We start from the raw sequence: 20,341 nt of genomic DNA, 5'->3' as shown, positions 1-20,341 counted from the left end.
GGCTCAGTCGCAGCCGCATCCCGGTCCCGCGGCGGCCGGGAGGGGCGCGGGGACCCCGATCTTCGGCAGTCCGAGCAGCACGCCAGCGGGCTTGGCGGCCTCGGCCGCGTTCCGCTTCTCCCAGGCGTCCCCCGCGCGCGTGCGGCGCACGCCGAGCGGGGCGCCCTCGGCGAGGAGGTGGTGCGGGGCGGCGTAGGTGATCTCGACGGTCACCACGTCGCCGGGGCGCACGTCCTCGTCCGGCTTGGTGAAGTGGACGAGGCGGTTGTCGGGGGCGCGGCCCGACAGGCGCCGGGTCGCGCCGTCCTTGCGGCCCTCGCCCTCGGCGACCATGACGTCCAGGGTGCGGCCGACCTGCTTCTTGTTCTCGTCCCAGGAGATCTCCTCCTGGAGGGCGGCCAGGCGCATGTAGCGCTCCTGGACGACCTCCTTGGGGATCTGCCCGTCCATGGTGGCCGCGGGGGTGCCGGGGCGCTTGGAGTACTGGAAGGTGAAGGCGCTGGCGAAGCGGGCCTCGCGGACGGTGTGCATCGTCTGCTCGAAGTCCTCCTCCGTCTCGCCGGGGAAGCCCACGATGATGTCGGTCGAGATGGCGGCGTGCGGGATGGCCTCGCGCACCTTCTCGATGATCCCGAGGAAACGCTCCTGCCGGTACGAGCGGCGCATCGCCTTCAGGACGGTGTCCGAGCCCGACTGCAGCGGCATGTGGAGCTGCGGCATGACGTTGGGCGTCTCGGCCATGGCGGCGATGACGTCGTCGGTGAAGTCGCGCGGGTGCGGCGAGGTGAAGCGGACGCGCTCCAGGCCCTCGATCTTCCCGCAGGCGCGCAGCAGCTTGGAGAAGGCCTCGCGGTCGCCGATGTCGGAGCCGTACGCGTTGACGTTCTGGCCGAGCAGGGTGATCTCGGAGACGCCCTCGGAGACCAGTGCCTCGATCTCGGCGAGGATGTCGCCGGGGCGGCGGTCCTTCTCCTTGCCGCGCAGCGCGGGGACGATGCAGAAGGTGCAGGTGTTGTTGCAGCCGACGGAGATCGAGACCCAGGCCGCGTACGCGGACTCGCGGCGGGTCGGCAGCGTCGAGGGGAACGCCTCCAGCGACTCCGCGATCTCGACCTGCGCCTCCTCCTGGACGCGGGCGCGCTCCAGGAGGACGGGCAGCTTGCCGATGTTGTGCGTGCCGAAGACCACGTCGACCCAGGGGGCCCTGGTGACGATGGTGTCGCGGTCCTTCTGGGCGAGGCAGCCGCCGACGGCGATCTGCATGCCGGGCCGCTTGGTCTTCATCGGGGCGAGCCTGCCGAGATTCCCGTACAGCTTGTTGTCGGCGTTCTCCCGCACCGCGCAGGTGTTGAAGACGACGACGTCGGCGTCCCCGTCCGCACCCTCGCGGGCGCGCACGTAACCGGCGTCCTCCAGCAGGCCCGACAGGCGCTCGGAGTCATGGACGTTCATCTGGCACCCGTAGGTGCGCACCTCGTATGTTTTCGCACTCATCGCGCCATCCAGGGTACGGGGTCCGGCCGGGCGGCCGCCCCTGCCTTCCGACAGTCGGGGCCTGGCCATTACGGGGAGTGAGCTGGCAGGATCGCGCCATGCTCCAGGCCCTCTCGTCCATCGGTCGGCGCCGCGCCCTCCAGGGGGCCACCGCGGCGCTGGTGGTGTTCGGGCTGCTCATGTGGTGGCTGCTGCCCATCGGGGAGAGCTCTCCGCGCGGCTCCCTCACGTTCAGCACGGGCGTGCGGACAGGGGTGTACCAGCGTTACGGAGAGCTGTTGCAGGGCGCCCTGAAGAACGACCTGCCGAAGGTCTCGATAGAGCTCCAGACCAGTGAGGGCTCGCAGCAGAACCTCGACCGGGTGGCCAACGGCGAGGCGGACTTCACCGTCGCCACCGCCGACGCCGTCGCGAAGTACCTGCGCGACGGACGGCGGAACGCGGAGCGGCTGCGCGGCTGCGCACGGCTGTACGACGACTACGTGCAGCTGGTCGTCCCCAAGGAGTCGCTGTTCTCCAGGACCGCCGACCTGCGGGGCAGGAGGATCGGGGTCGGGCAGGACGGTTCGGGCGTGCGGCTGATAGCGGACCGGATCCTGACGGCCGCAGGGCTGGATCCGCAGAAGGACATCAGGCCCGTCCCCGCGGGCATCGACACGATGCCCGATCTGCTGCGGACCGGGAAGCTGGACGCGTTCTTCTGGTCCGGCGGGCTGCCCACCAACGCCGTGCAGCGGCTGTCCGAACGGTTCGCGATCCGGCTGGTGCCGCTCGACGACCTGATCGACAAGCTCCACGACATGGGCGACGAGGCCCGCTACTACCGCTCGGCCGTGATGCCCGCCGACGCGTACGAGCGGGCGCAGGACGGTACGGCGGTGGAGACGGTGGCGGTGGCGAACCTGTTGGTCACCACCGACCGTACGAATCCCGAACTGACCGAGGGTTTCACCCGGACCGTCATCAACAGCAGGGACCGCATCGGGCGCAAGGTGCACGCCGCCCAGCTGGTGGACCTGCGGACGGCGATCTACACGGATCCCTTGCCGCTGCACGAAGGGGCACGGCGTTACTACCGTTCGGTCAAACCGTAGGGACGGGCGCTTCGCAGGTGGCCGCGCCGAAGAGCCGGTCACTTCAGAGGTGGCCGTGCCGAAGAGCCGGTCACTTCGGCGGCGGGCCCGTGCTCTCCCTCGGCTCCAGGTGGGGCAGCTCCCCCTGGAGACTGCGGAAGGGGCCGCCGCCGAGCACGTCGAGCAGTTCCTGCGCGGCGAGGCGGCCGAAGGCCGTGGTGTCGCGGACCAGTGCGGTCAGCCGGGGGTGGGTGACGCGGCACAGCGGTGAGTCGTCCCACGCCACCACGGAGAGTTCGGCGGGGACGCGGACGCCACGCTCGGCGGCGACGGCGATCCCGGCGACGGCCATCACGTCGTTGTCGTAGACGATCGCGGTCGGCGGCTCGGGCTCGTCCAGGAGCCTGCGGGTCGCCTCGGCGCCCTCCGCGTCGGAGTAGTCGGTGGTGACCGAGCGGATCCCGGCCGCCTCCGCGTCCAGGCCCAGGCGCCGCGCCTCGGCGCGCAGCGAGCGGATGCGGCGCTCGGTGTGGGCGAGTCCTGGCAGGCCGGCGACGTGGACGATGCGGCGGTGGCCGAGGCCGTGCAGGTGGTCCAGTACGGAGGCCATCGCGCCGGAGTCGTCCGCCCACACGTTGGAGAGCGGCAGCGCGGGCGCCGGGTGGTGCTCGTCCGCCTCCATGCCGCCGATCACCACGGCGGGCAGGCCGAGCGAGGCCAGCAGTTCGGGGCGGGGGTCGTCGGTGCGCGGGTCGACGACCAGGACGCCGTCCACGCGGCGCTCGGCCCACCAGCGGCGGTACACGGCGCACTCGGCAGCCAGGTCCTCGACGACCTGGAAGAGCAGCGCGGTGCCCCGGACGGACAGCGCCTCCTGGATGCCGGAGACCAGTTGGAGGAAGAAGGACTCCACGCCCAGGGTGCGGGCGGGGCGCGCGAGGACCAGGCCCACGCAGCCCGAGCGCTCCCCCGAGAGGGCGCGCGCCGCGCTGTTCGCCTGCCAGCCGAGCTCTTCGGCGACGCGGCGGACGCGGGCGCGGGTGCCCTGGGAGACGCCGGGGCGGTCGTTGAGCGCGAACGACACTGCGCTCTCCGACACGCCCGCCCGGCGCGCGATGTCCTTGATGGTGGGGCGGCGCGCCGGCCTGGGCCTGGCGGCGTCACCGGTCGCTGTCATGGCGGGTCTCTCCCTGCGCTGGGGCGTGCTGCGGCGGGTGCGGGTGCCGGGGTGCGCGCGTGCCGGTGACCGGAGGGCGCCGCGCGCGTGCGGCGTTGGCGGGACCGTACGCGATCCGGCGCCGCGGCCCGGAATCCGGGGGCGTACGGCGTCGGCGTCCGGGAGCGGACGGCGTCGGTGTCCACGCGGGGCGACGCCATGACCTAAACCGCATTAGTTCACTCACCATACCCTGCCGTGACCAGCGGTCAATCCCTTCGTGGAGCGCCGGAGGATATCCATTCAGGTAAGAGGTCTTGACATTAACTAAAGCGCATTAGTAGAAACTCCCACGGCAAATGAGCCGGTCCGAGCGAAGGAGCCCGTCAGCCATGCGCATCTCCCGCAGATCCCATCCGGCGGCCGCCGCCGTCGCGGCCGCCGCTGCCGCCGCCCTCGTCCTGACAGCGTGCGGATCGTCCGGGGGTTCCGGCTCGGACGACGCGTCGGGCGAGGTCGGGGGGACCGTCAGCTTCCAGACCTGGAACCTCCGGGCGAAGTTCAAGGACTACTTCGAGGGCGTCATCGCGGACTTCGAGAAGGAGTACCCGGGCACCGAGGTCAAGTGGATCGACCAGCCCGCCGAGGGCTACCCGGACAAGCTCAGCGCCGACGCGGCCGCGGGCTCGCTCCCGGACGTCGTGAACGTCTCCCCCGACCTGGCGTACCCGCTGGCCAAGGCGGGCCTCGCGCTCGACCTGGAGAAGGCGGCGGGCACGTACGCGGGCGAATACCTCGACGGCGCCTGGAAGAGCCACCGGATGCCGGGCCTCCAGGGCGTGTACGCCTTCCCCTGGTACCTCAACACCGGCCCCATGTTCTACAACAAGGCGCTGTACCGGCAGGCGGGCCTGGACGCCGAGAAGCCGCCGAAGACGTACGACGAGCTGTTCGCCTCGTCCCTGACGATGGCGCGCAAGAGCGACCGGAAGATAGCGATGCTCGCCTCCACCCCGGCCATCGAGGACTTCGGCCGGTACGGCGTGCGGCTGATGAACGAGGAGGGCACGGAGTTCACCTTCGACGAGCCCAAGGGCGTCGAGCTCGTCCGGCACTACAAGGAGCTGTACGACGCGGGCGCGCTGGACTCGCAGGCGCTGACCGCCGTCGCCGAGTCCTCGGGACGCAAGTTCCAGCAGCAGTCCGTCGCCATGAACCCGGGCAGCGCGCACGACCTCGCGAACTTCAAGAAGGAGGCGCCCGGCCTCTACCGGAACATCGGCATCACGGACGCGGTGAACAACACCGGCAGGTCAAACATGTACGTGCAGGGCCTGATGGTGAACAGGAACAGCAAGGTCAAGCCCGCCGCGGTGGCCTTCGCGCACTTCGTGACCAACAAGAAGAACCAGATGGCCTTCGCCCGCGAGGTGACGGTCTTCCCGTCCACCAGGGGCGCGCTCGACGACCCGTTCTTCACCAAGGAGGACGGCACCGACGAGACCCGGGTGCGGGTGGCGTCCGCCAGGTCGCTGAAGACGGCGGTCAACTACACGCCCGTACTGCTCAGCGACCAGATGAAGACGGCCCTGCGCAACGCCGTCGCGAAGGCCGTCCAGGGCAAGGAGAGCCCCGAGGACGCGCTGAAGGGCGCCGCCGAGGAGTGCAACCGACTGCTCAAGACCGGCTGAGGAAACACCCCATGAGCACTTCCACCACCGTCGCGAAGGCGCCCGCTCCCCCGGCCGGGGCCGGGGGCGGGCGCGCGGCCCCGCGCAAGGCTTCCGTCCGCAGGCACCTGCCCACCAGCCCCTGGCTGTTCCTGGGCCCCGGCCTGCTGATCGTCGGCGGGTTCAGCCTCTACCCCTTCGTCTCCACCCTGCTGAACTCCTTCACCGACCGGCGCACCCTGGTCGAGGGCGAGTACGTGGGCGGCGCCAACTACCGGGAGCTGCTGCACGACGAGATGTTCTGGACGGCCCTGCGCAACAGCACCCTGTACGTACTGTGCGTCGTGCCGCTCCTGGTCGTCCTGCCGCTGCTGCTGGCGATGCTGGTGCAGGGCAGGCTCCCCGGCATCGCCTTCTTCAGGTCCGCCTTCTACACCCCGGTCGTGGCGTCCGTGGTCGTGGTCGGGCTCGTCTGGGTGTGGCTGCTGGACGACCGCGGGCTCGTCAACGCCGTGCTCGGCGCGGTCGGGGTCGGCCGGGTGCCGTTCCTCAGCGACGAGTGGCTGCTGCTGTTCAGCGCCATGGCGGTGACGGTCTGGAAGGGCCTCGGCTACTACATGATCATTTACCTCGCGGCGCTGGCCAACGTCCCGCGCGAGCTCCACGAGGCCGCGTCGGTCGACGGCGCGGGCGCGGTCCGCCGCTTCGTCTCCGTCACCGTCCCCGCGGTGCGGGGCACGATGGTGCTGGTGGGCGCGCTCTCCTCGGTCAACGCCTTCAAGGTCTTCTCCGAGGTGTACCTGATGGCCGGCCCGACCGGCGGGCCGGGAGGCGCCGACACCACGCTCGTGATGCTGGTGCGGCAGACCGGAACGGGACTCAGCGGCCGCGTCGGCTACGCGTCGGCCCTCTCCGTCGTCGTCTTCGTCATCACGCTCGTACTGATGCTGCTGGTGCTGCGCGCCGGGCGCAAGGAGGACGCATGACACCCCCGGCACACCGTCGGGCCGTGCTGCGCGTGGCCGTGCGGTACGCGTTGCGCTACGCGCTGCTGCTCGCCGTGCTCGCCCTGACTATCGGCCCGTTCCTCTGGCAGCTCTCGACCTCGCTCAAGGGTCCCGGCGAGGACATCTACAGCTATCCGCCGAAGCTGCTGCCGAGCGATCCGACGCTGCACAACTACGCCGAGGTCGCCGACACCATCCCCGTCTGGGACTTCGCGCTCAACTCGCTCAAGGTCGCCGCCGCCAACGTGCTGACCAACTGCGCGGGCGCCGCGCTCGCCGGCTACGCGCTGGCCCGGATGCGCTTCAGGGGCCGCAAGGTCGCGGTGGTCGCGTTCGTGATGGCGATGCTGGTGCCGCTGGAGTCGATCATGATCGCGCAGTTCCTGCTGATGCGGGACCTCCAGCTCAACAACACCCTGACCGGTGTCGTCCTGCCCGGCTGCATCGGCGCGATGAACGTGCTGCTGATGCGCAACGCCTTCGCCCACCTTCCGTACGAGGTCGAGGAGGCCGCGTTCGTCGACGGCGCGAACGCCTGGCAGCGGTTCCTGCGGATCGCGCTGCCCTCCGTGAAGGGCACCCTCGCGGTCGTCGCCGTCTTCGCCTTCATGGGCGCCTGGGACGACTTCCTCTGGCCGCTGATCGTCCTCTCCGACCAGTCGAACTTCACGCTCACCATCGGGCTGAACTTCCTGCACGGCACCTTCGCGGACAACCAGCGGCTGGTCGCCGCCGGTTCGGTGATCGCGGTACTGCCGCTGATCGTGATGTTCGCCTGCCTTCAGCGGTACTTCTTCCGCGGGGTCGGCGAAGGCGCCGTCAAGGGCTGACCCGCTCCCCCGCCCCGCTCCCCGTAAACATCCGCAAACCTCCGCACTGAACATCCGCACTGTCACGCGTACGCACTGGAGCACACCTTGCAGCAGCACGCGCCGCGCTTCGGCGTCAACTACACCCCGAGCGAGGGGTGGTTCCACCACTGGCTCGACTTCGACCTCGACTCCGTACGGGCCGACCTCGACTCCATCGCGGCGCTCGGCCTCGACCACGTGCGGGTCTTCCCGCTCTGGCCGCTCTTCCAGCCGAACCGCACCCTCATCAGGCCGCGCGCCGTCGAGCAGCTGGTGCGGCTCGTCGACGCGGCGGCCGAGCGCGGCCTCGACGTCAACGTGGACGGGCTCCAGGGGCACCTGTCCAGCTTCGACTTCCTGCCCGCCTGGACGCGGACCTGGCACCGCCGCAACATCTTCACCGACCCAGACGTGGTGTCCGGACAGGTCGAGTACCTGCGCACGCTCGCCGCCGCCCTCGCGGACCGGCCCAACTTCATCGGCATGACCATCGGCAACGAGATCAACCAGTTCTCCTCGTCGCCGCACCCCGACCCCGACCGGATCACCCCCGACCAGGCCGAGGAGTGGCTGCGGCGGGTGCTGGCCGCCTGCGAGGAGGGCGCACCCGGCCGGCTGCACCTGCACGCGGAGTACGACGCCGCCTGGTACCAGGACGGCCACCCCTTCACGCCCTGGCAGGCCGCCAGGCTGGGCGCCGTGACCGCCGTGCACTCCTGGGTGTTCAACGGCACCGCGCAGGCGCACGGACGGACCGGCACGGCGACCGAGCACCACGCCGCGTACATGATCGAGCTGTCCAAGGCGTGGGCGGACGACCCGCACCGGCCCGTCTGGCTCCAGGAGGTGGGCGCGCCCGCCCCGCTGATCCCGCCTGAGCACGCCGCCGAGTTCACCGCCCGTACCGTCGCCAACGCCCTGGACTGCACGGACGTGTGGGGCGTCACCTGGTGGTGCTCCCACGACGTGTCGCGCTCACTGGCCGACTTCCCCGAGCTGGAGTACGGCCTGGGGCTGCTCACCAACGACCGGAAGACGAAACCGGCGGGCGAGGCCATCGCCCGGACCGTCGCGGAGCAGCGCGAGCGGGCGCACCGGCCCGAGCGACGCACGACGGCGCTCGTCGTGGAGACCGGCGGTTTCAAGGACGCCCCGCGCCGCGCGGTGTGCGGGCCCGGAGAGTCGTTCTTCGAGGCGTGGGTATCGCTCACCGCACAGGGCGTGCGCCCGACCGCCGTACTGGCCGAGCGGGCCGCCGACCCGGAGCACCTGGCGGCCCGGGGCATCACCGAGGTCGTACGGCCCGAAGACGTGCGCTGAAACCCGCTGCCCCTCCCCGAAACCACCCTCACAGTTACGGAGCCCGTCCATGCATGACGACCGCGCACTCGTCGAGGCCCGCCTGCGGCGCGTACTCGACGAGCGGATCAGGCCCGCCGTCTACCCCCGTTCCGTGCCGCTGGAGATCGAGGCCTGGACCGCCCCGGGCGAGCCCGTGCCGATCGAGGAGGGCCTGTCCGCGGCCCACGCGCGCGTGGCGGTGGGCGACGCCTGGGGCGCGCCCTGGGCCACGACCTGGTTCAAGGTGCACGGCACGGTGCCCGCCGAGTGGGCGGGCCTGACCGTGGAGGCCGTGCTCGACCTGGGCTTCGACGAGCGGATGCCGGGCTTCCAGTGCGAGGCGCTGGTCTACACGCCGGACGGCAGCCCGGTGAAAGCGGTCAACCCGCGCAACCAGTGGGTGCGGGTCGGCGCCCCGGTCGAGGGCGGCGAGCGCGTCGAGTGGCACCTGGAGGCCGCGTCGAACCCGGTGATCCTCGACGTGCACCCGTTCCGTCCCACCGACCTCGGCGACCGCGAGACGGCCGGGACGGAGCCGCAGTACCGGCTGGAGCGGATCGACCTGTGCGTGCTCGACACCGAGGTGTGGGAGCTGGTCCAGGACCTGGAGGTGGTCGGCGAGCTGATGCACGAGCTGCCCCTGGAGGGCGGGCGCCGCTGGGAGCTGCTGCGCGCGGTCGGGCGCTGTCTGGACGCGGTCGACCTCCAGGACGTGAACGGCAGCGCGTCCCGGGCCCGTGCGGAGCTGGCGGACGTCCTGGCGACCCCGGCGGACGCGTCCGCGCACCGCATCAGCGCGGTGGGGCACGCGCACATCGACTCGGCGTGGCTGTGGCCGCTGCGCGAGACGGTCCGCAAGGTGGCGCGGACGACCTCGAACATGACGGCGCTCCTGGAGGACGAGCCGGAGTTCGTCTACGCGATGTCGTCGGCCCAGCAGTACGCCTGGATCAAGGAGCACCGGCCCGAGGTGTACGCGAAGGTGAAGAAGGCGGTCGCGGAGGGGCGGTTCGTGCCCGCGGGCGGGATGTGGGTGGAGTCGGACACCAACATGCCGGGCTCGGAGGCGATGGCGCGGCAGTTCGTGCACGGCAAGCGGTTCTTCGTCGAGGAGTTCGGAGTCGACAACGAGGAGGCGTGGCTGCCCGACACGTTCGGGTTCGCGGCCGGGCTGCCGCAGATCATCAAGGCGGCCGGGTCGAAGTGGCTGCTGACGCAGAAGATCTCCTGGTCGCAGATCAACAAGTTCCCGCACCACACCTTCCACTGGGAGGGCATCGACGGGACCCGGATCTTCACGCACTTCCCGCCGATCGACACGTACAACTGCTCGATGGCGGGCCGGGAGATCGCGCACGCCGAGCGGAACTTCCGGGACAAGGGCAGGGCGCGGCACTCGCTCGCGCCGACGGGCTGGGGCGACGGGGGCGGCGGTACGACGCGCGAGATGATCGCCAAGGCGCGGCGGCTGCGCTCGCTCGCGGGCGCGGCGACCGTCGAGTGGGAGGCGCCCGCCGCGTTCTTCGCCAAGGCGGAGGCGGAGTACCCGGACGCGCCCGTGTGGGTGGGCGAGCTGTACCTGGAGCTGCACCGGGCGACGCTGACCAGCCAGGCCAAGACCAAGCAGGGCAACCGGCGCAGCGAGCACCTGCTGCGGGAGGCCGAGCTGTGGGCGGCGACCGCCGCCGTACGGACCGGTTTCGCCTATCCGTACGAGCAGTTGGACCGGATCTGGAAAACGGTGCTGCTGCACCAGTTCCACGACATCCTGCCGGGCTCGTCGATCGCCTGGGTGCACCGCGAGGCGCGGGCGACGTACGCGGCGGTCGCCGAGGAGCTGGAGGGCGTCATCGGGGGCGCGCTGGCGGCGCTCGCGGGCCCCGGCGGTCAGGAGCTGACCGCGAACTCCGCGCCGCACGCCAGGCACGGGGTCACGGCGGGCGCGCTCGCCCCGGCGCAGGTGCCCGCCCCCGGCGCGGTCGCGGAGCGCGAGGGCGGCGGCTTCGTGCTGGACAACGGGCTGCTGCGGGTCGAGATCGACGGGCGCGGGCTCGTGGTGTCGGCGTACGACGTCGCCGCGGAGCGCGAGACGGTGCCCGAGGGGCTGGCCGCCAACCTCCTCCAGATCCACCCGGACTTCCCGAACATGTGGGACGCCTGGGACGTCGACGAGTTCTACCGCAACGTCGTCACCGACCTGACCGACGTCGACGAACTGCGCGCGGACGGCGGCGCGGTCGTCGTGAAGCGCTCCTTCGGCGCCAGCACGGTCACCCAGCGCCTGGCCCTGCCTCCGGGCGCCAAGCGCCTGGACATCGACACGGAGGTGGACTGGCACGAGACGGAGAAGTTCCTGAAGGCGGCGTTCCCGGTCGACATCCACGCCGAGCGGTACGCGTCGGAGACCCAGTTCGGCCACCTGCACCGGCCGACCCACACCAACACCTCGTGGGAGGCGGCCAAGTTCGAGGCGTGCAACCACCGCTTCGTACGGCTCGAAGAGCCCGGCTACGGCGTGGCGCTGGTCAACGACTCGACGTACGGCCACGACGTGACCCGTACCGGCTCCACGACCACCGTCCGCGTCTCCCTGCTGCGCGCCCCGCGCTTCCCCGACCCGGAGACCGACCAGGGCGTGCACCGCTTCCGCCACGCCCTGGTGCCCGGCGCTTCGGTGACGGACGCGGTCCGCGAGGGGTACCGGGTCAACCTCCCCGAGCGGCGCCTGACGGGCGGCACCGAAGGTGCGGCTCCCTTGGTGACGGTGGACGAGGACGCGGTGGTCGTCTCGGCGGTGAAGCTCGCCGACGACGGGTCGGGCGATGTGGTCGTACGGCTGTACGAGGCGGCGGGCGGCCGGGCGCGCGCCACCCTGCGCACCGGTTTCGACGCGATCGACGCGGTCGCGACGGACCTGTTGGAGCGGGTCCTGGCGGACGCGCCCGCGTACCGGGTCGAGGAGGGGAGCGTGGAGCTGGCGCTGCGCCCCTTCGAACTGCTGACGCTGCGGTTCACGCGCGCGTAGCGGGCCCCACCCGCACAGCGGGACTCACCTGTGGGGGGCGGTGCGCGGGAGCGTCACCGTCACCCGCAGGCCGTGCGGTTCGTTCCGCTCGTACGAGAGCGAGCCGCCGCCCGCGAGCAGCAGTGCCCGTGAGATGGACAGGCCGAGGCCCGAACCCTTGACGTTCTGGTGGCGGTTGCTGCGCCAGAAGCGGTCGCCGATCCGTTCCAGTTCGTCCTCGGTGAGGCCGGGCCCCAGGTCGGCGACCACGACGCTCGCCGCGGCGCCGTGCGAGGCGACGGTGACCTCCACGCTCTCCCCCGCCGGGGTGAACTTCAGGGCGTTGTCGATGACCGCGTCCAGGGCGCTGGAGAGCGCCACGGGGTCCGCCCACGCCGTGACCGCGCCCAGCCCTTCGGCCACGAGCCGCACGCCCTTCTCCTCGGCGAGCGGCCGCCAGGACGCCACCCTCTCGGCCGCCAGCTCCCCGATGTCGGAGACCTGGAGGTCGGCCGCCGCGTGCTCGGCGAGCGCCAGGCCGAGCAGGTCGTCCAGGACCTGGGCGAGGCGCTTGCCCTCGGTGCGGACGGAGGCGATCTCCTCGTTGCCCTCGGGGAGTTCGAGGGCGAGCAGTTCGATCCGCAGCAGCAGGGCGGCCAGTGGGTTGCGCAGTTGGTGGGACGCGTCGGCGACGAAGGCGCGCTGCTGTTCGAGCACGTCCTCGACGTTGTCGGCCATCTCGTTGAACGACCTGGCCAGGCGGCGCAGTTCCGGCGGGCCTCCGGACGCCGCGACCCGGGAGTTCATCCGGCCGGTCGCTATGCCGTGCGTCGCCGCGTCCAGGATCCGTACCGGCTTGAGCACCCAGCCGGTCAGCCGGAAGGCGGCGCCCACCGCGAGCAGCATCGCCGCCGCCTCGCCCGCCGCGATCAGCAGCCACCCCTGGACGACCCGGGAGCGCATCTCCCCGGTCGGCGAGTCGGTGACCACGACGGCGACCACGTCCCCGTCCCGTACGACGGGGGACGCCACGACGAGCCGGCCCCGCTGCCAGGGCCAGACCTGCCCCGGATCGTGGCTGCGGCGGCCCTGGAGCGCTTCCTGGAAGGCCCCCCTGCCCTCGCCGCCCGCGGGCAGCTCCCAGCCGATGGGCGCGCGGGCCATGGCGTCGCCGTCGCGGTAGAAGACCCCGGCCCTGATCCCGTACACCTCGTGGTAGCTGCGGAGCTCGCCCTCCAGTGTCTTCTGCCGCTCGTCGCCCGCGCCGACACGCTCGGTGACGAACTGGGCGAGCGCGGCGAACCGCGCCATGTCGTCGATGCGGTCGACGACCACCCGCTGCTGCTGGGCGGCGGCCACGCTCATGGCGAGCGGGAAGCCGAGCGCGAGCAGCACCCCGGCCATGAGGACGATGAGCAGCGGAAGGAGACGGGTGCGCACGGCGGGGCGACGGTCCTAGGCGGCGGGCGCCACGAGCCGGTAGCCGACCCCGCGCACGGTCTCGATGAGCGCGGGCATCCGCAGCTTGGAGCGGAGCGAGGCGACGTGCACCTCAAGGGTGCGGCCGGTCCCCTCCCAGCTGGTGCGCCAGACCTCGCTGATGATCTGCTCCCGCCTGAAGACCACGCCGGGCCGCTGGGCGAGCAGCGCGAGCAGGTCGAACTCCTTGCGGGTGAGCTGGACTTCCCGGCCCTCCACGCTGACCTTGCGGGTGGGCAGCACGATCTCCACGGGGCCGAGCCTCAGCCCGACGGCGGGGGTCGCCCCGGTGTCCTCTCCGGTCGAGGTACGCCTGCTGACGGCGTGGATGCGCGCGAGCAGCTCACCCGTGTCGTACGGCTTGACTACGTAGTCGTCCGCCCCGAGGTTGAGTCCGTGGATCCGGGACCGCACGTCGGCCCGCGCGGTCACCATGATCACGGGGATGCCGGTGCGCTTGCGGATCTTCCCGCAGACCTCGTACCCGTCCTGGTCGGGCAGCCCGAGGTCCAGCAGTACGACCCCGAAGGGCTCCACGGCCTCCTGGGACGCGGCGCCGACTGCGCCCGCGGGCAGCAGCGCCTGGAGCGCCTCCTCGCCGTTGCGGGCGTGCACGACCTGGAAGCCGTGGCGCGCGAGGATCGCGGACAGGGCCGCGGCGACGTGGTCGTCGTCCTCGACGAGCAGCAGTCTCATGGGCCCCCCTCCGGGCTGTGCGCGTCGCCGGCCGCACGTGCGCGCCGGGTCCCCGCGCGGTGTCCGTGCGTTGTGTACCAGGGCATCCACGCCGATGGCGGGCGTGTGAGTCAAGAGCGTTCCGGGTACGCCGGGGGTTCCGTTATGCAGCCGGTACTCCGGCGGTACACCTCTGCCGTCCTGTTCACGCGGAGTGTCCGGTTGCAGCCGGATCGTTATCCTCAATTTCCGCTCAGATGTAATGACGCTGGTCGCGCTGCGTGATTAATGTCCTTCCAACCGAGGAGGACGGAGCAATAAGCCGATGAGCGGAGTGTCAGTGACCAAGGCCGGCGGCGACCGAGTACCCGCGTCCGACGACCTGGTCGTACTGAGCAACGTCAACAAGCACTTCGGCGCGCTGCATGTGCTCCAGGACATCGATCTGACCATCGCCCGTGGCGAGGTCGTGGTCGTCATCGGGCCCTCCGGGTCCGGCAAGTCCACGCTGTGCCGCACGATCAACCGCTTGGAGACGATCGACTCGGGCGCGATCACCATCGACGGGAAGGCGCTGCCCCAGGAGGGCAGGGAGCTGGCCCGGCTGCGCGCCGACGTCGGGATGGTCTTCCAGTCGTTTAACCTCTTCGCGCACAAGACCGTGCTGGAGAACGTCGTGCTGGGCCAGGTCAAGGTCCGCAAGACGGACAAGAAGGCCGCGGAGGACAAGGCCCGCGCCCTGCTCGACCGGGTCGGCGTCGGCGCGCAGGCCGACAAGTACCCGGCACAGCTCTCCGGCGGCCAGCAGCAACGCGTGGCGATCGCACGGGCGTTGGCGATGGACCCGAAGGTCATGCTCTTCGACGAGCCGACCTCGGCCCTCGACCCCGAGATGATCAACGAAGTGCTGGAGGTCATGCAGCAGCTGGCGCGCGAGGGAATGACCATGGTCGTGGTCACCCACGAGATGGGCTTCGCCCGCTCCGCGGCCAACCGGGTCGTCTTCATGGCCGACGGCAAGATCGTCGAAGAGGCCGCGCCCGACCAGTTCTTCAGCAACCCGCGCAGCGACCGTGCCAAGGACTTCCTGTCGAAGATCCTGCACCACTGACGACCAACGAACCACGACACAAGGGATGTTCACCATGAAGCTCCGCAAGACCGCGGCCGTGGCCGTTGCCGTGCTCGCGCTGACCGCGACCGCCTGTGGTGGCAAGGAGGGCTCGGCCGGCGACAAGAAGGCCCAGAAGCCCGGGGAGTCCGGCGCGCCGCAGCTCCCGACGTACACGGTCGCCAAGGACGTGGCCCTCGACTCGCCGACCTTCAAGGAGGCGAAGAAGCGCGGCAAGCTGGTCATCGGCTCCAAGGCCGACCAGCCGTACCTCGGCTTCGAGGACCAGTCGACGAAGAAGCGCTCCGGCTTCGACGTCGAGATCGCCAAGATGATCGCCGCCGACCTGGGCTTCACCGCGGACCAGATCGAGTGGAAGACCGTGGACTCCGGCGTCCGCGAGACCGCGATCTCCAAGGGGCAGGTCGACTACTACGTCGGCACCTACACGATCAACGACAAGCGCAAGAAGCAGGTCGGCTTCGCGGGCCCGTACTACCTCGCGGGCGCGGACCTCCTGGTGCGCAAGGACGAGACGGCGATCACCGGCAAGGACGCCGTCAAGGGCAAGAAGGTCTGCTCCATCAAGGGCTCGACCCCGCTGGAGGAGATCAGCAAGCCGGAGTACGGCGCGAAGACCACCGAGCTCGCGAAGTACTCGGACTGCGTCCAGCAGCTGCTGACCAAGCAGGTCGACGCCGTCACCACCGACGACGCCATCCTCAAGGGCTACGCCGCCGACAACCCGACCAAGCTGAAGGTGATCGGCTCGCCGTTCACCAAGGAGCCGTACGGCATCGGCATGGACAAGGACGACAAGGCGCTGCGCGACGCGATCAACGACTCGCTGGACAAGCACATCAAGGACGGCACGTACAAGAAGATCTACGACGCCACCCTCGGTCTGTCCGCCTCGGAGTACAAGGCGCCCCCGGCCCTGGAGCGCTACTGACCGACCCGGTGCCCGGCCCGTCGGACCGACCGGCCGGGCACCGTTCCACCGCCCCGCCCCGACCTGACGCACGGGGCGCGGCGTCCCCTGCCCCCGTATGCGAACGCCAGCCGCAGCCCGCCGACGCGGAGACCTCATGAACGTACTGCTCGACAACTTCGCGGGATTCCGCGAAGGCTTCATAGGCACCCTGACGCTCACCGCCGTCAGCGCGCTCATCGCGCTCGTCCTCGGCCTCGTCATAGCCGGTTTCCGGGTCTCCCCCGTACCGCCTCTGCGGCTCTTCGGCACGGTCTGGGTCAACCTGCTCCGCAACACGCCGCTGACCCTGCTCTTCCTGGTCGCCGTGTTCGTCGTCCCGGAGATCCTCTTCCCGGGCATGAGCTTCTTCGTCCTCGCCGCGCTCGCGCTCGGCTTCTACACCTCGACGTTCGTCTGCGAGGCCATCAGGTCCGGCATCAACACGGTGCCGCTCGGCCAGGCCGAGGCCGCCCGCTCGCTGGGCATGACCTTCTCCCAGACGCTGCGGCTGATCGTCCTGCCGCAGGCCACGCGCACCGTCCTGCCCCCGCTGAGCAGCATCCTCATCGCGCTCACCAAGAACTCCGCCATCGCGGGCGCGTTCAGCGTCACCGAGCTGTTCGGCTGGCAGAAGCTGATGAGCGACCGGGGCGAGGACATCGTCCCGATCTTCATCTGGGTCGCGGCGGGCTACCTGGTCATCACCTTCACCATCAGCGGGATCTTCCGCGTCCTCGAGCGCCGCATGGAGGTCGCCCGATGAGTGCCAGCGTTCTCTACGACGCCCCGGGCCCCAAGGCCGTCGTACGCAACCGGATCTTCGCCGTCATCGGCAGCCTCGCGATCGCCGCGCTGCTCGTCGTCAGCGTGATGCGGCTGTCCGACAAGGGCCACCTCGCCGCCGGCATGTGGGACATCTTCAACTACGCGGGCATCCGGCAGAACATCCTCGACGGCGTCGTCGCGACGCTCAAGGCGTTCGGGCTCGCCGCGGTCGGCTCGCTGGTCCTCGGCGTGGTGCTGGCCGTCGGCCGCCTCTCCGACCACAAGCCGGTCCGCTGGCTGGCCACCGGCTTCATCGAGCTGTTCCGCTCGATCCCGCTGCTGATCACCATCTACGCGATCTGGGTCGGCTTCCTCACCGACTACTCGATGTGGGCCCTGGCGCTCGGCCTGTCCGTCTACAACGGCTGCGTCCAGGCGGAGGTGCTGCGCGCGGGCATCAACTCGGTGCCCAAGGGGCAGCGCGAGGCGGCCTACGCGCTCGGCATGAGCAAGACCCAGGTCATGGTCAGCGTGCTGATGCCGCAGGCGATCCGGGCGATGCTGCCGACGATCATCAGCCAGCTGGTGGTCACCCTCAAGGACACCTCGCTCGGCTACATCATCCTCTACCCCGAGCTGCTCAACTCGATCCGTCTGATCGCGAGCAACACCCAGGTCAACGGCCAGTACCCGTACGTGTCGACCATCATCGTCGGCGGCACGATCTACGTGGTCATGTGTCTGATGCTCTCCTCGCTCGCCACCTGGATCGAGAAGCGCGGGCGGCGCGCCAAGACCGGCATCGCGGTGCACGCGGCCGCCGAACCGGCCGAGGCACCCGAGGTCCTGGACGCCGCTCCGGCCGACCGCCCCACCGGCCCGAAGGACAAGACGAACTGACGGTGCGTGACGTGCGGGACTGACGGTGTGTGGCATACGAGGCAGCGACGTACGCGTCGCTGCCTCTGTCACTTGACGCACGCAGCGGCAGTGGGTTGCATACGTTCTGTGATCGCGCACCGGGCCCAGACCGACCCCTCCTTCCCATTCCGCCTGTCCGTACGGGACCGTGTGTCCGTGTCCCGCCCGTCCGTACGGAACCGAGGGGCCTCGTCATGGACCCGGTGATCGTCGTCGGCGGCGGTCCCGTCGGGCTCGTGCTCGCCCTCGCCCTCGCGGCCCAGGGCGTCCCCTCCGTCGTGCTCGACGAGGGCGAGGGGACCGACGAGGTCCGCCCGGCCCGCACCGTCGTCCTGCGCCCCGACACCGCCGCCCTGCTGCGCCGCGTCGGCTGCACCACCCTGCGCGACGAGGGCGCCCGCTGGTCCGGCTGGCGGACGCTGCGCCGCAAGCAGGAGGTGCGGGAACTCGCCTTCGACGACCCCGAGGACGCCCCGCTGCACCTGCCGCAGCACTCCCTGATGCGCGGACTGCGCGCCGCCGTCGCCGCGCCCGAGGCGCGCGAACTGGTGCGGTTCGTCCCCCGCAGCCGCATCGACACCCTGGAGCAGGACGCGAGCGGCGTCACCGTCCACACCCGCGAGCCAGGGTCGACGTGGTGGCGCGGAAGTTACGTGGTCGGCTGCGACGGCGCCAGGTCCACCGTCCGCAAACTCCTCGACCTGCGCTTCACCGGGCGCACCTCGGTCGAGCGGCACGCCGTCGCCGCGCTCCGCACCGAACTCCCCTGGCCGGACACCGCCGTGCTGCACCGCCAGCCGCCGTGGCGCGGCGCGGACGGCGAGGTGACGGCGCGTCCGCTGCCGGACGGCGCCTGGCGGCTCGACTGGCTGCTGCCGCCGCGCGGCGACCTGGTCACCCCCGACGCGCTGATCGCCAAGGTGCGCGACACCCTGGCCGGCTGGTGCGGCGACACGCCCCCGTACGAACTCCTGGACACCGGCGTCTACACGCTGCACCACCGCCTCGCCCGCCGCTGGCGCGTCAAGCGGGCCTTCCTCGCGGGGGACGCCGCCCACCTGCTGGGCGCGCTCGGCACCCAGGCGCTCGACGAGGGGCTGCGGGACGCCGACAACCTCGCCTGGAAGCTCGCGCTCGTCTGGCACCACGGCCCGTCCGACACGCTCCTGGACAGCTACCAGGCGGAGCGGCGCACCGCCGTCGCCGCGCGGCTGCGCGCCGCCGACCAGTCGCTGCCCGTGCTGCGCGGCGGCGGGGGCCTGCGGACGTACCTGCCCGGGGCGGTGCGCACGCACACCACGCTGCTGACCGACGGACACCTGGGGCAGGGCCCGCTCGGCGCGCCCCCCGTTCACACGCACTCCCCGCTCGCGCCTCCGCACGCCGACGGAGAGGTACCTGTCGGTACGGATCCGGGGGCGCCGGTCGCCGACGTACGGGTGACCGCGCCCGACGGCACGTCGGTGCCGCTGCGCGACCGGCTGGGCCAGGGCAGGTTCCTGGTGGTGCTGGTCGCTCCCGGCACGGGCGTCTGGGACCGGCGGCACTGGCTGACGGCCGGGGTGATGCCGCGCCTCGCGGCGGCCGTGACGGCGCTGCCGGTAAGGGGCGAGCTCCTGGTCGCCGAGTCTTACCCGGGTGCTCCTGCCCACGCCGTACTGCTGGTTCGTCCCGACGGGCACCTGGTCGCGGCGTTCGGCGGAGTGCGGCCCGCCGAGCTGTACGCGGCGGCGGACGCGGCGCGCGGAGGCACGCGGGTACCGGCGGGGCGGCGCGGAGAGCGGGGCGGAGAGCGGGGCGGTCCGGTCGGCGATCCTGGCGGGGAGCACGCGGCGGACCTCGTGGAGGAGGCCGCTTCCGAACAACCGGGCGGGGATCCGGGGGACCGGGTCGAGGGCCGTGCCGACGGCCGTCCCGGTGACCGCACCGCGGACATGCGCAATTGACCCCCACAGGCGCACATGGTGTACTCCCGAACATGACCGACACCCGTGTGCGCCTGTGGCGGAGGGTCCATATGGACCTCGTCCGCTACGCGGGCTGCGTGTGTCGTCCGTCCTGCTGATTCGCCCTTCTCCCGTGCGCCGCACGTGTCCGTGCCGTGCCCGCGCACCCCGCGAACACCACAGGACGGTTCTTCATGTCTGCTCCCGTGCGCTCGAACGCGCCCGCCGCCGTACCCGCCCATCCGGCTCCCCCGACTCTTCCGGCCGCCCCCGCGTCCGGGGCTCCCACCGCCGCTGAACTGCTCGAATTCGTCCGCCGCACAGCGGCCGACACCGCGCTCGTCGCCTCGCTCCCGCTCGACCCCGAGGGCCGCACCTGGATCCGGCTGGACGGACCGGGCGGCAGCGAGGCGTGGCTGATCGGCTGGCCGCCCGGCACCGGCACCGGCTGGCACGACCACGCCGACTCGGTCGGCGCCTTCACCACGGCGTCGGGCGAGCTCAAGGAGTACTCGCTGGCCGCCCGCATCCCGACGGACGGGTGGAAGACCCTGGAACTCACCGAAGGGGTGGACCGGACGCGGACGCTGCCCACGGGCAAGGGCCGGGCCTTCGGCCACCACCACGTGCACGAGGTCCTCAACGAGTCGACGACCGAACACGCCGTCTCGGTCCACGCGTACTATCCGCCGCTCCCCCGGATCCGGCGCTACAGCCGCTCCGGTCAGGTGCTGCGCCTTGAGCAGGTCGAGCGTCCGGAGGACTGGAATTGAGCACGGGACAGCCGGGATCCGGACAGATTGGCACCGGACAGATCGGCACCGAACAGGCTGGCGCCGGACAGGTCGGCACCGAACAGGCTGGCGCCGGACGGG

The 20,341-nt window shown here is 71.3% G+C and carries 18 protein-coding genes; 13 read left to right on the top strand and 5 right to left on the bottom strand.

Going from position 1 to position 20,341, the window contains the following annotated elements; genetic code table 11:
• Window positions 1-3 precede the first annotated feature (3 nt).
• Window positions 4-1,494, bottom strand: a complete 1,491-nt coding sequence (gene miaB, locus ACIBNE_RS36420; RefSeq protein WP_399279479.1) for a tRNA (N6-isopentenyl adenosine(37)-C2)-methylthiotransferase MiaB — start codon at window positions 1,492-1,494, stop codon at window positions 4-6.
• Between the two features lie 98 nt (window positions 1,495-1,592).
• On the opposite strand from miaB, the gene ACIBNE_RS36415 reads away from it, so the two are divergent.
• Window positions 1,593-2,588: a TAXI family TRAP transporter solute-binding subunit gene (locus ACIBNE_RS36415; RefSeq protein ID WP_399279477.1), complete on the top strand. Its 996-nt coding sequence runs from the start codon at window positions 1,593-1,595 to the stop codon at window positions 2,586-2,588.
• Between the two features lie 70 nt (window positions 2,589-2,658).
• Here ACIBNE_RS36415 and ACIBNE_RS36410 read toward each other — a convergent pair whose 3' ends face one another.
• Complete coding sequence (locus tag ACIBNE_RS36410; protein WP_399279475.1) at window positions 2,659-3,744, bottom strand: LacI family DNA-binding transcriptional regulator; 1,086 nt, start codon at window positions 3,742-3,744, stop codon at window positions 2,659-2,661.
• A 371-nt stretch (window positions 3,745-4,115) separates the two neighbouring features.
• On the opposite strand from ACIBNE_RS36410, the gene ACIBNE_RS36405 reads away from it, so the two are divergent.
• From ACIBNE_RS36405 to ACIBNE_RS36385, 5 genes are all read left to right on the top strand, one after another.
• Entirely contained in the window at window positions 4,116-5,414 is a 1,299-nt protein-coding gene (locus ACIBNE_RS36405; RefSeq protein WP_399279473.1) for an ABC transporter substrate-binding protein, read from the top strand.
• A gap of 11 nt (window positions 5,415-5,425) precedes the next feature.
• Entirely contained in the window at window positions 5,426-6,379 is a 954-nt protein-coding gene (locus ACIBNE_RS36400) for a carbohydrate ABC transporter permease (RefSeq protein WP_399279471.1), read from the top strand.
• Window positions 6,376-7,230, top strand: coding sequence for a carbohydrate ABC transporter permease (locus tag ACIBNE_RS36395; protein WP_399279469.1), 855 nt, complete (start codon window positions 6,376-6,378; stop codon window positions 7,228-7,230). Before ACIBNE_RS36400 ends, ACIBNE_RS36395 begins: the two co-directional genes overlap by 4 nt.
• An 87-nt stretch (window positions 7,231-7,317) precedes the next feature.
• Window positions 7,318-8,571: a glycosyl hydrolase gene (locus tag ACIBNE_RS36390; RefSeq protein ID WP_399279467.1), complete on the top strand. Its 1,254-nt coding sequence runs from the start codon at window positions 7,318-7,320 to the stop codon at window positions 8,569-8,571.
• 49 nt (window positions 8,572-8,620) lie between these two features.
• A complete protein-coding gene (locus ACIBNE_RS36385) occupies window positions 8,621-11,617 on the top strand; it encodes an alpha-mannosidase (RefSeq protein WP_399279465.1) in 2,997 nt (998 codons plus the stop codon).
• Between the two features lie 24 nt (window positions 11,618-11,641).
• Here ACIBNE_RS36385 and ACIBNE_RS36380 read toward each other — a convergent pair whose 3' ends face one another.
• Both ACIBNE_RS36380 and ACIBNE_RS36375 read right to left on the bottom strand, forming a co-directional pair.
• Window positions 11,642-13,036, bottom strand: coding sequence for an ATP-binding protein (locus tag ACIBNE_RS36380; RefSeq protein WP_399279463.1), 1,395 nt, complete (start codon window positions 13,034-13,036; stop codon window positions 11,642-11,644).
• 15 nt (window positions 13,037-13,051) lie between these two features.
• The gene (locus ACIBNE_RS36375; protein ID WP_399279462.1) at window positions 13,052-13,771 is read right to left on the bottom strand and encodes a response regulator transcription factor; all 720 of its coding nucleotides are present in this window, start codon (window positions 13,769-13,771) and stop codon (window positions 13,052-13,054) included.
• A gap of 304 nt (window positions 13,772-14,075) precedes the next feature.
• On the opposite strand from ACIBNE_RS36375, the gene ACIBNE_RS36370 reads away from it, so the two are divergent.
• The 7 genes from ACIBNE_RS36370 (at window position 14,076) to ACIBNE_RS36340 (ending at window position 20,239) form a co-directional block, all read left to right on the top strand.
• Window positions 14,076-14,861: an amino acid ABC transporter ATP-binding protein gene (locus ACIBNE_RS36370; protein WP_399279460.1), complete on the top strand. Its 786-nt coding sequence runs from the start codon at window positions 14,076-14,078 to the stop codon at window positions 14,859-14,861.
• Window positions 14,862-14,895: 34 nt separating this feature from the next.
• The gene (locus ACIBNE_RS36365) at window positions 14,896-15,813 is read left to right on the top strand and encodes a glutamate ABC transporter substrate-binding protein (protein WP_399279458.1); all 918 of its coding nucleotides are present in this window, start codon (window positions 14,896-14,898) and stop codon (window positions 15,811-15,813) included.
• 136 nt (window positions 15,814-15,949) lie between these two features.
• A complete protein-coding gene (locus ACIBNE_RS36360) occupies window positions 15,950-16,597 on the top strand; it encodes an amino acid ABC transporter permease (RefSeq protein WP_399279456.1) in 648 nt (215 codons plus the stop codon).
• The gene (locus ACIBNE_RS36355) at window positions 16,594-17,499 is read left to right on the top strand and encodes an amino acid ABC transporter permease (protein ID WP_399279455.1); all 906 of its coding nucleotides are present in this window, start codon (window positions 16,594-16,596) and stop codon (window positions 17,497-17,499) included. The genes ACIBNE_RS36360 and ACIBNE_RS36355 overlap by 4 nt, the downstream gene beginning before the upstream one ends.
• A gap of 215 nt (window positions 17,500-17,714) precedes the next feature.
• On the top strand, window positions 17,715-19,466 hold the full coding sequence (locus ACIBNE_RS36350) for an FAD-dependent monooxygenase (protein WP_399279453.1): 1,752 nt from the start codon (window positions 17,715-17,717) through the stop codon (window positions 19,464-19,466).
• 32 nt (window positions 19,467-19,498) lie between these two features.
• On the top strand, window positions 19,499-19,585 hold the full coding sequence (locus ACIBNE_RS36345) for a putative leader peptide (protein ID WP_324608114.1): 87 nt from the start codon (window positions 19,499-19,501) through the stop codon (window positions 19,583-19,585).
• A 75-nt stretch (window positions 19,586-19,660) separates the two neighbouring features.
• The gene (locus tag ACIBNE_RS36340) at window positions 19,661-20,239 is read left to right on the top strand and encodes a cysteine dioxygenase (protein WP_399279451.1); all 579 of its coding nucleotides are present in this window, start codon (window positions 19,661-19,663) and stop codon (window positions 20,237-20,239) included.
• On the opposite strand, the gene ACIBNE_RS36335 is transcribed toward ACIBNE_RS36340, so the two are convergent.
• The gene (locus ACIBNE_RS36335; protein WP_399279821.1) at window positions 20,191-20,325 is read right to left on the bottom strand and encodes a pentapeptide repeat-containing protein; all 135 of its coding nucleotides are present in this window, start codon (window positions 20,323-20,325) and stop codon (window positions 20,191-20,193) included. The genes ACIBNE_RS36340 and ACIBNE_RS36335 overlap by 49 nt on opposite strands.
• Between the last annotated feature and the right edge of the window lie 16 nt (window positions 20,326-20,341).

This window comes from Streptomyces sp. NPDC050504 (assembly GCF_044458065.1).
In the GTDB taxonomy this organism is placed as follows: domain Bacteria; phylum Actinomycetota; class Actinomycetes; order Streptomycetales; family Streptomycetaceae; genus Streptomyces.
Note: the sequence above shows the minus strand (reverse complement) of the source record. Positions and strands in the feature narration are given on the sequence as shown.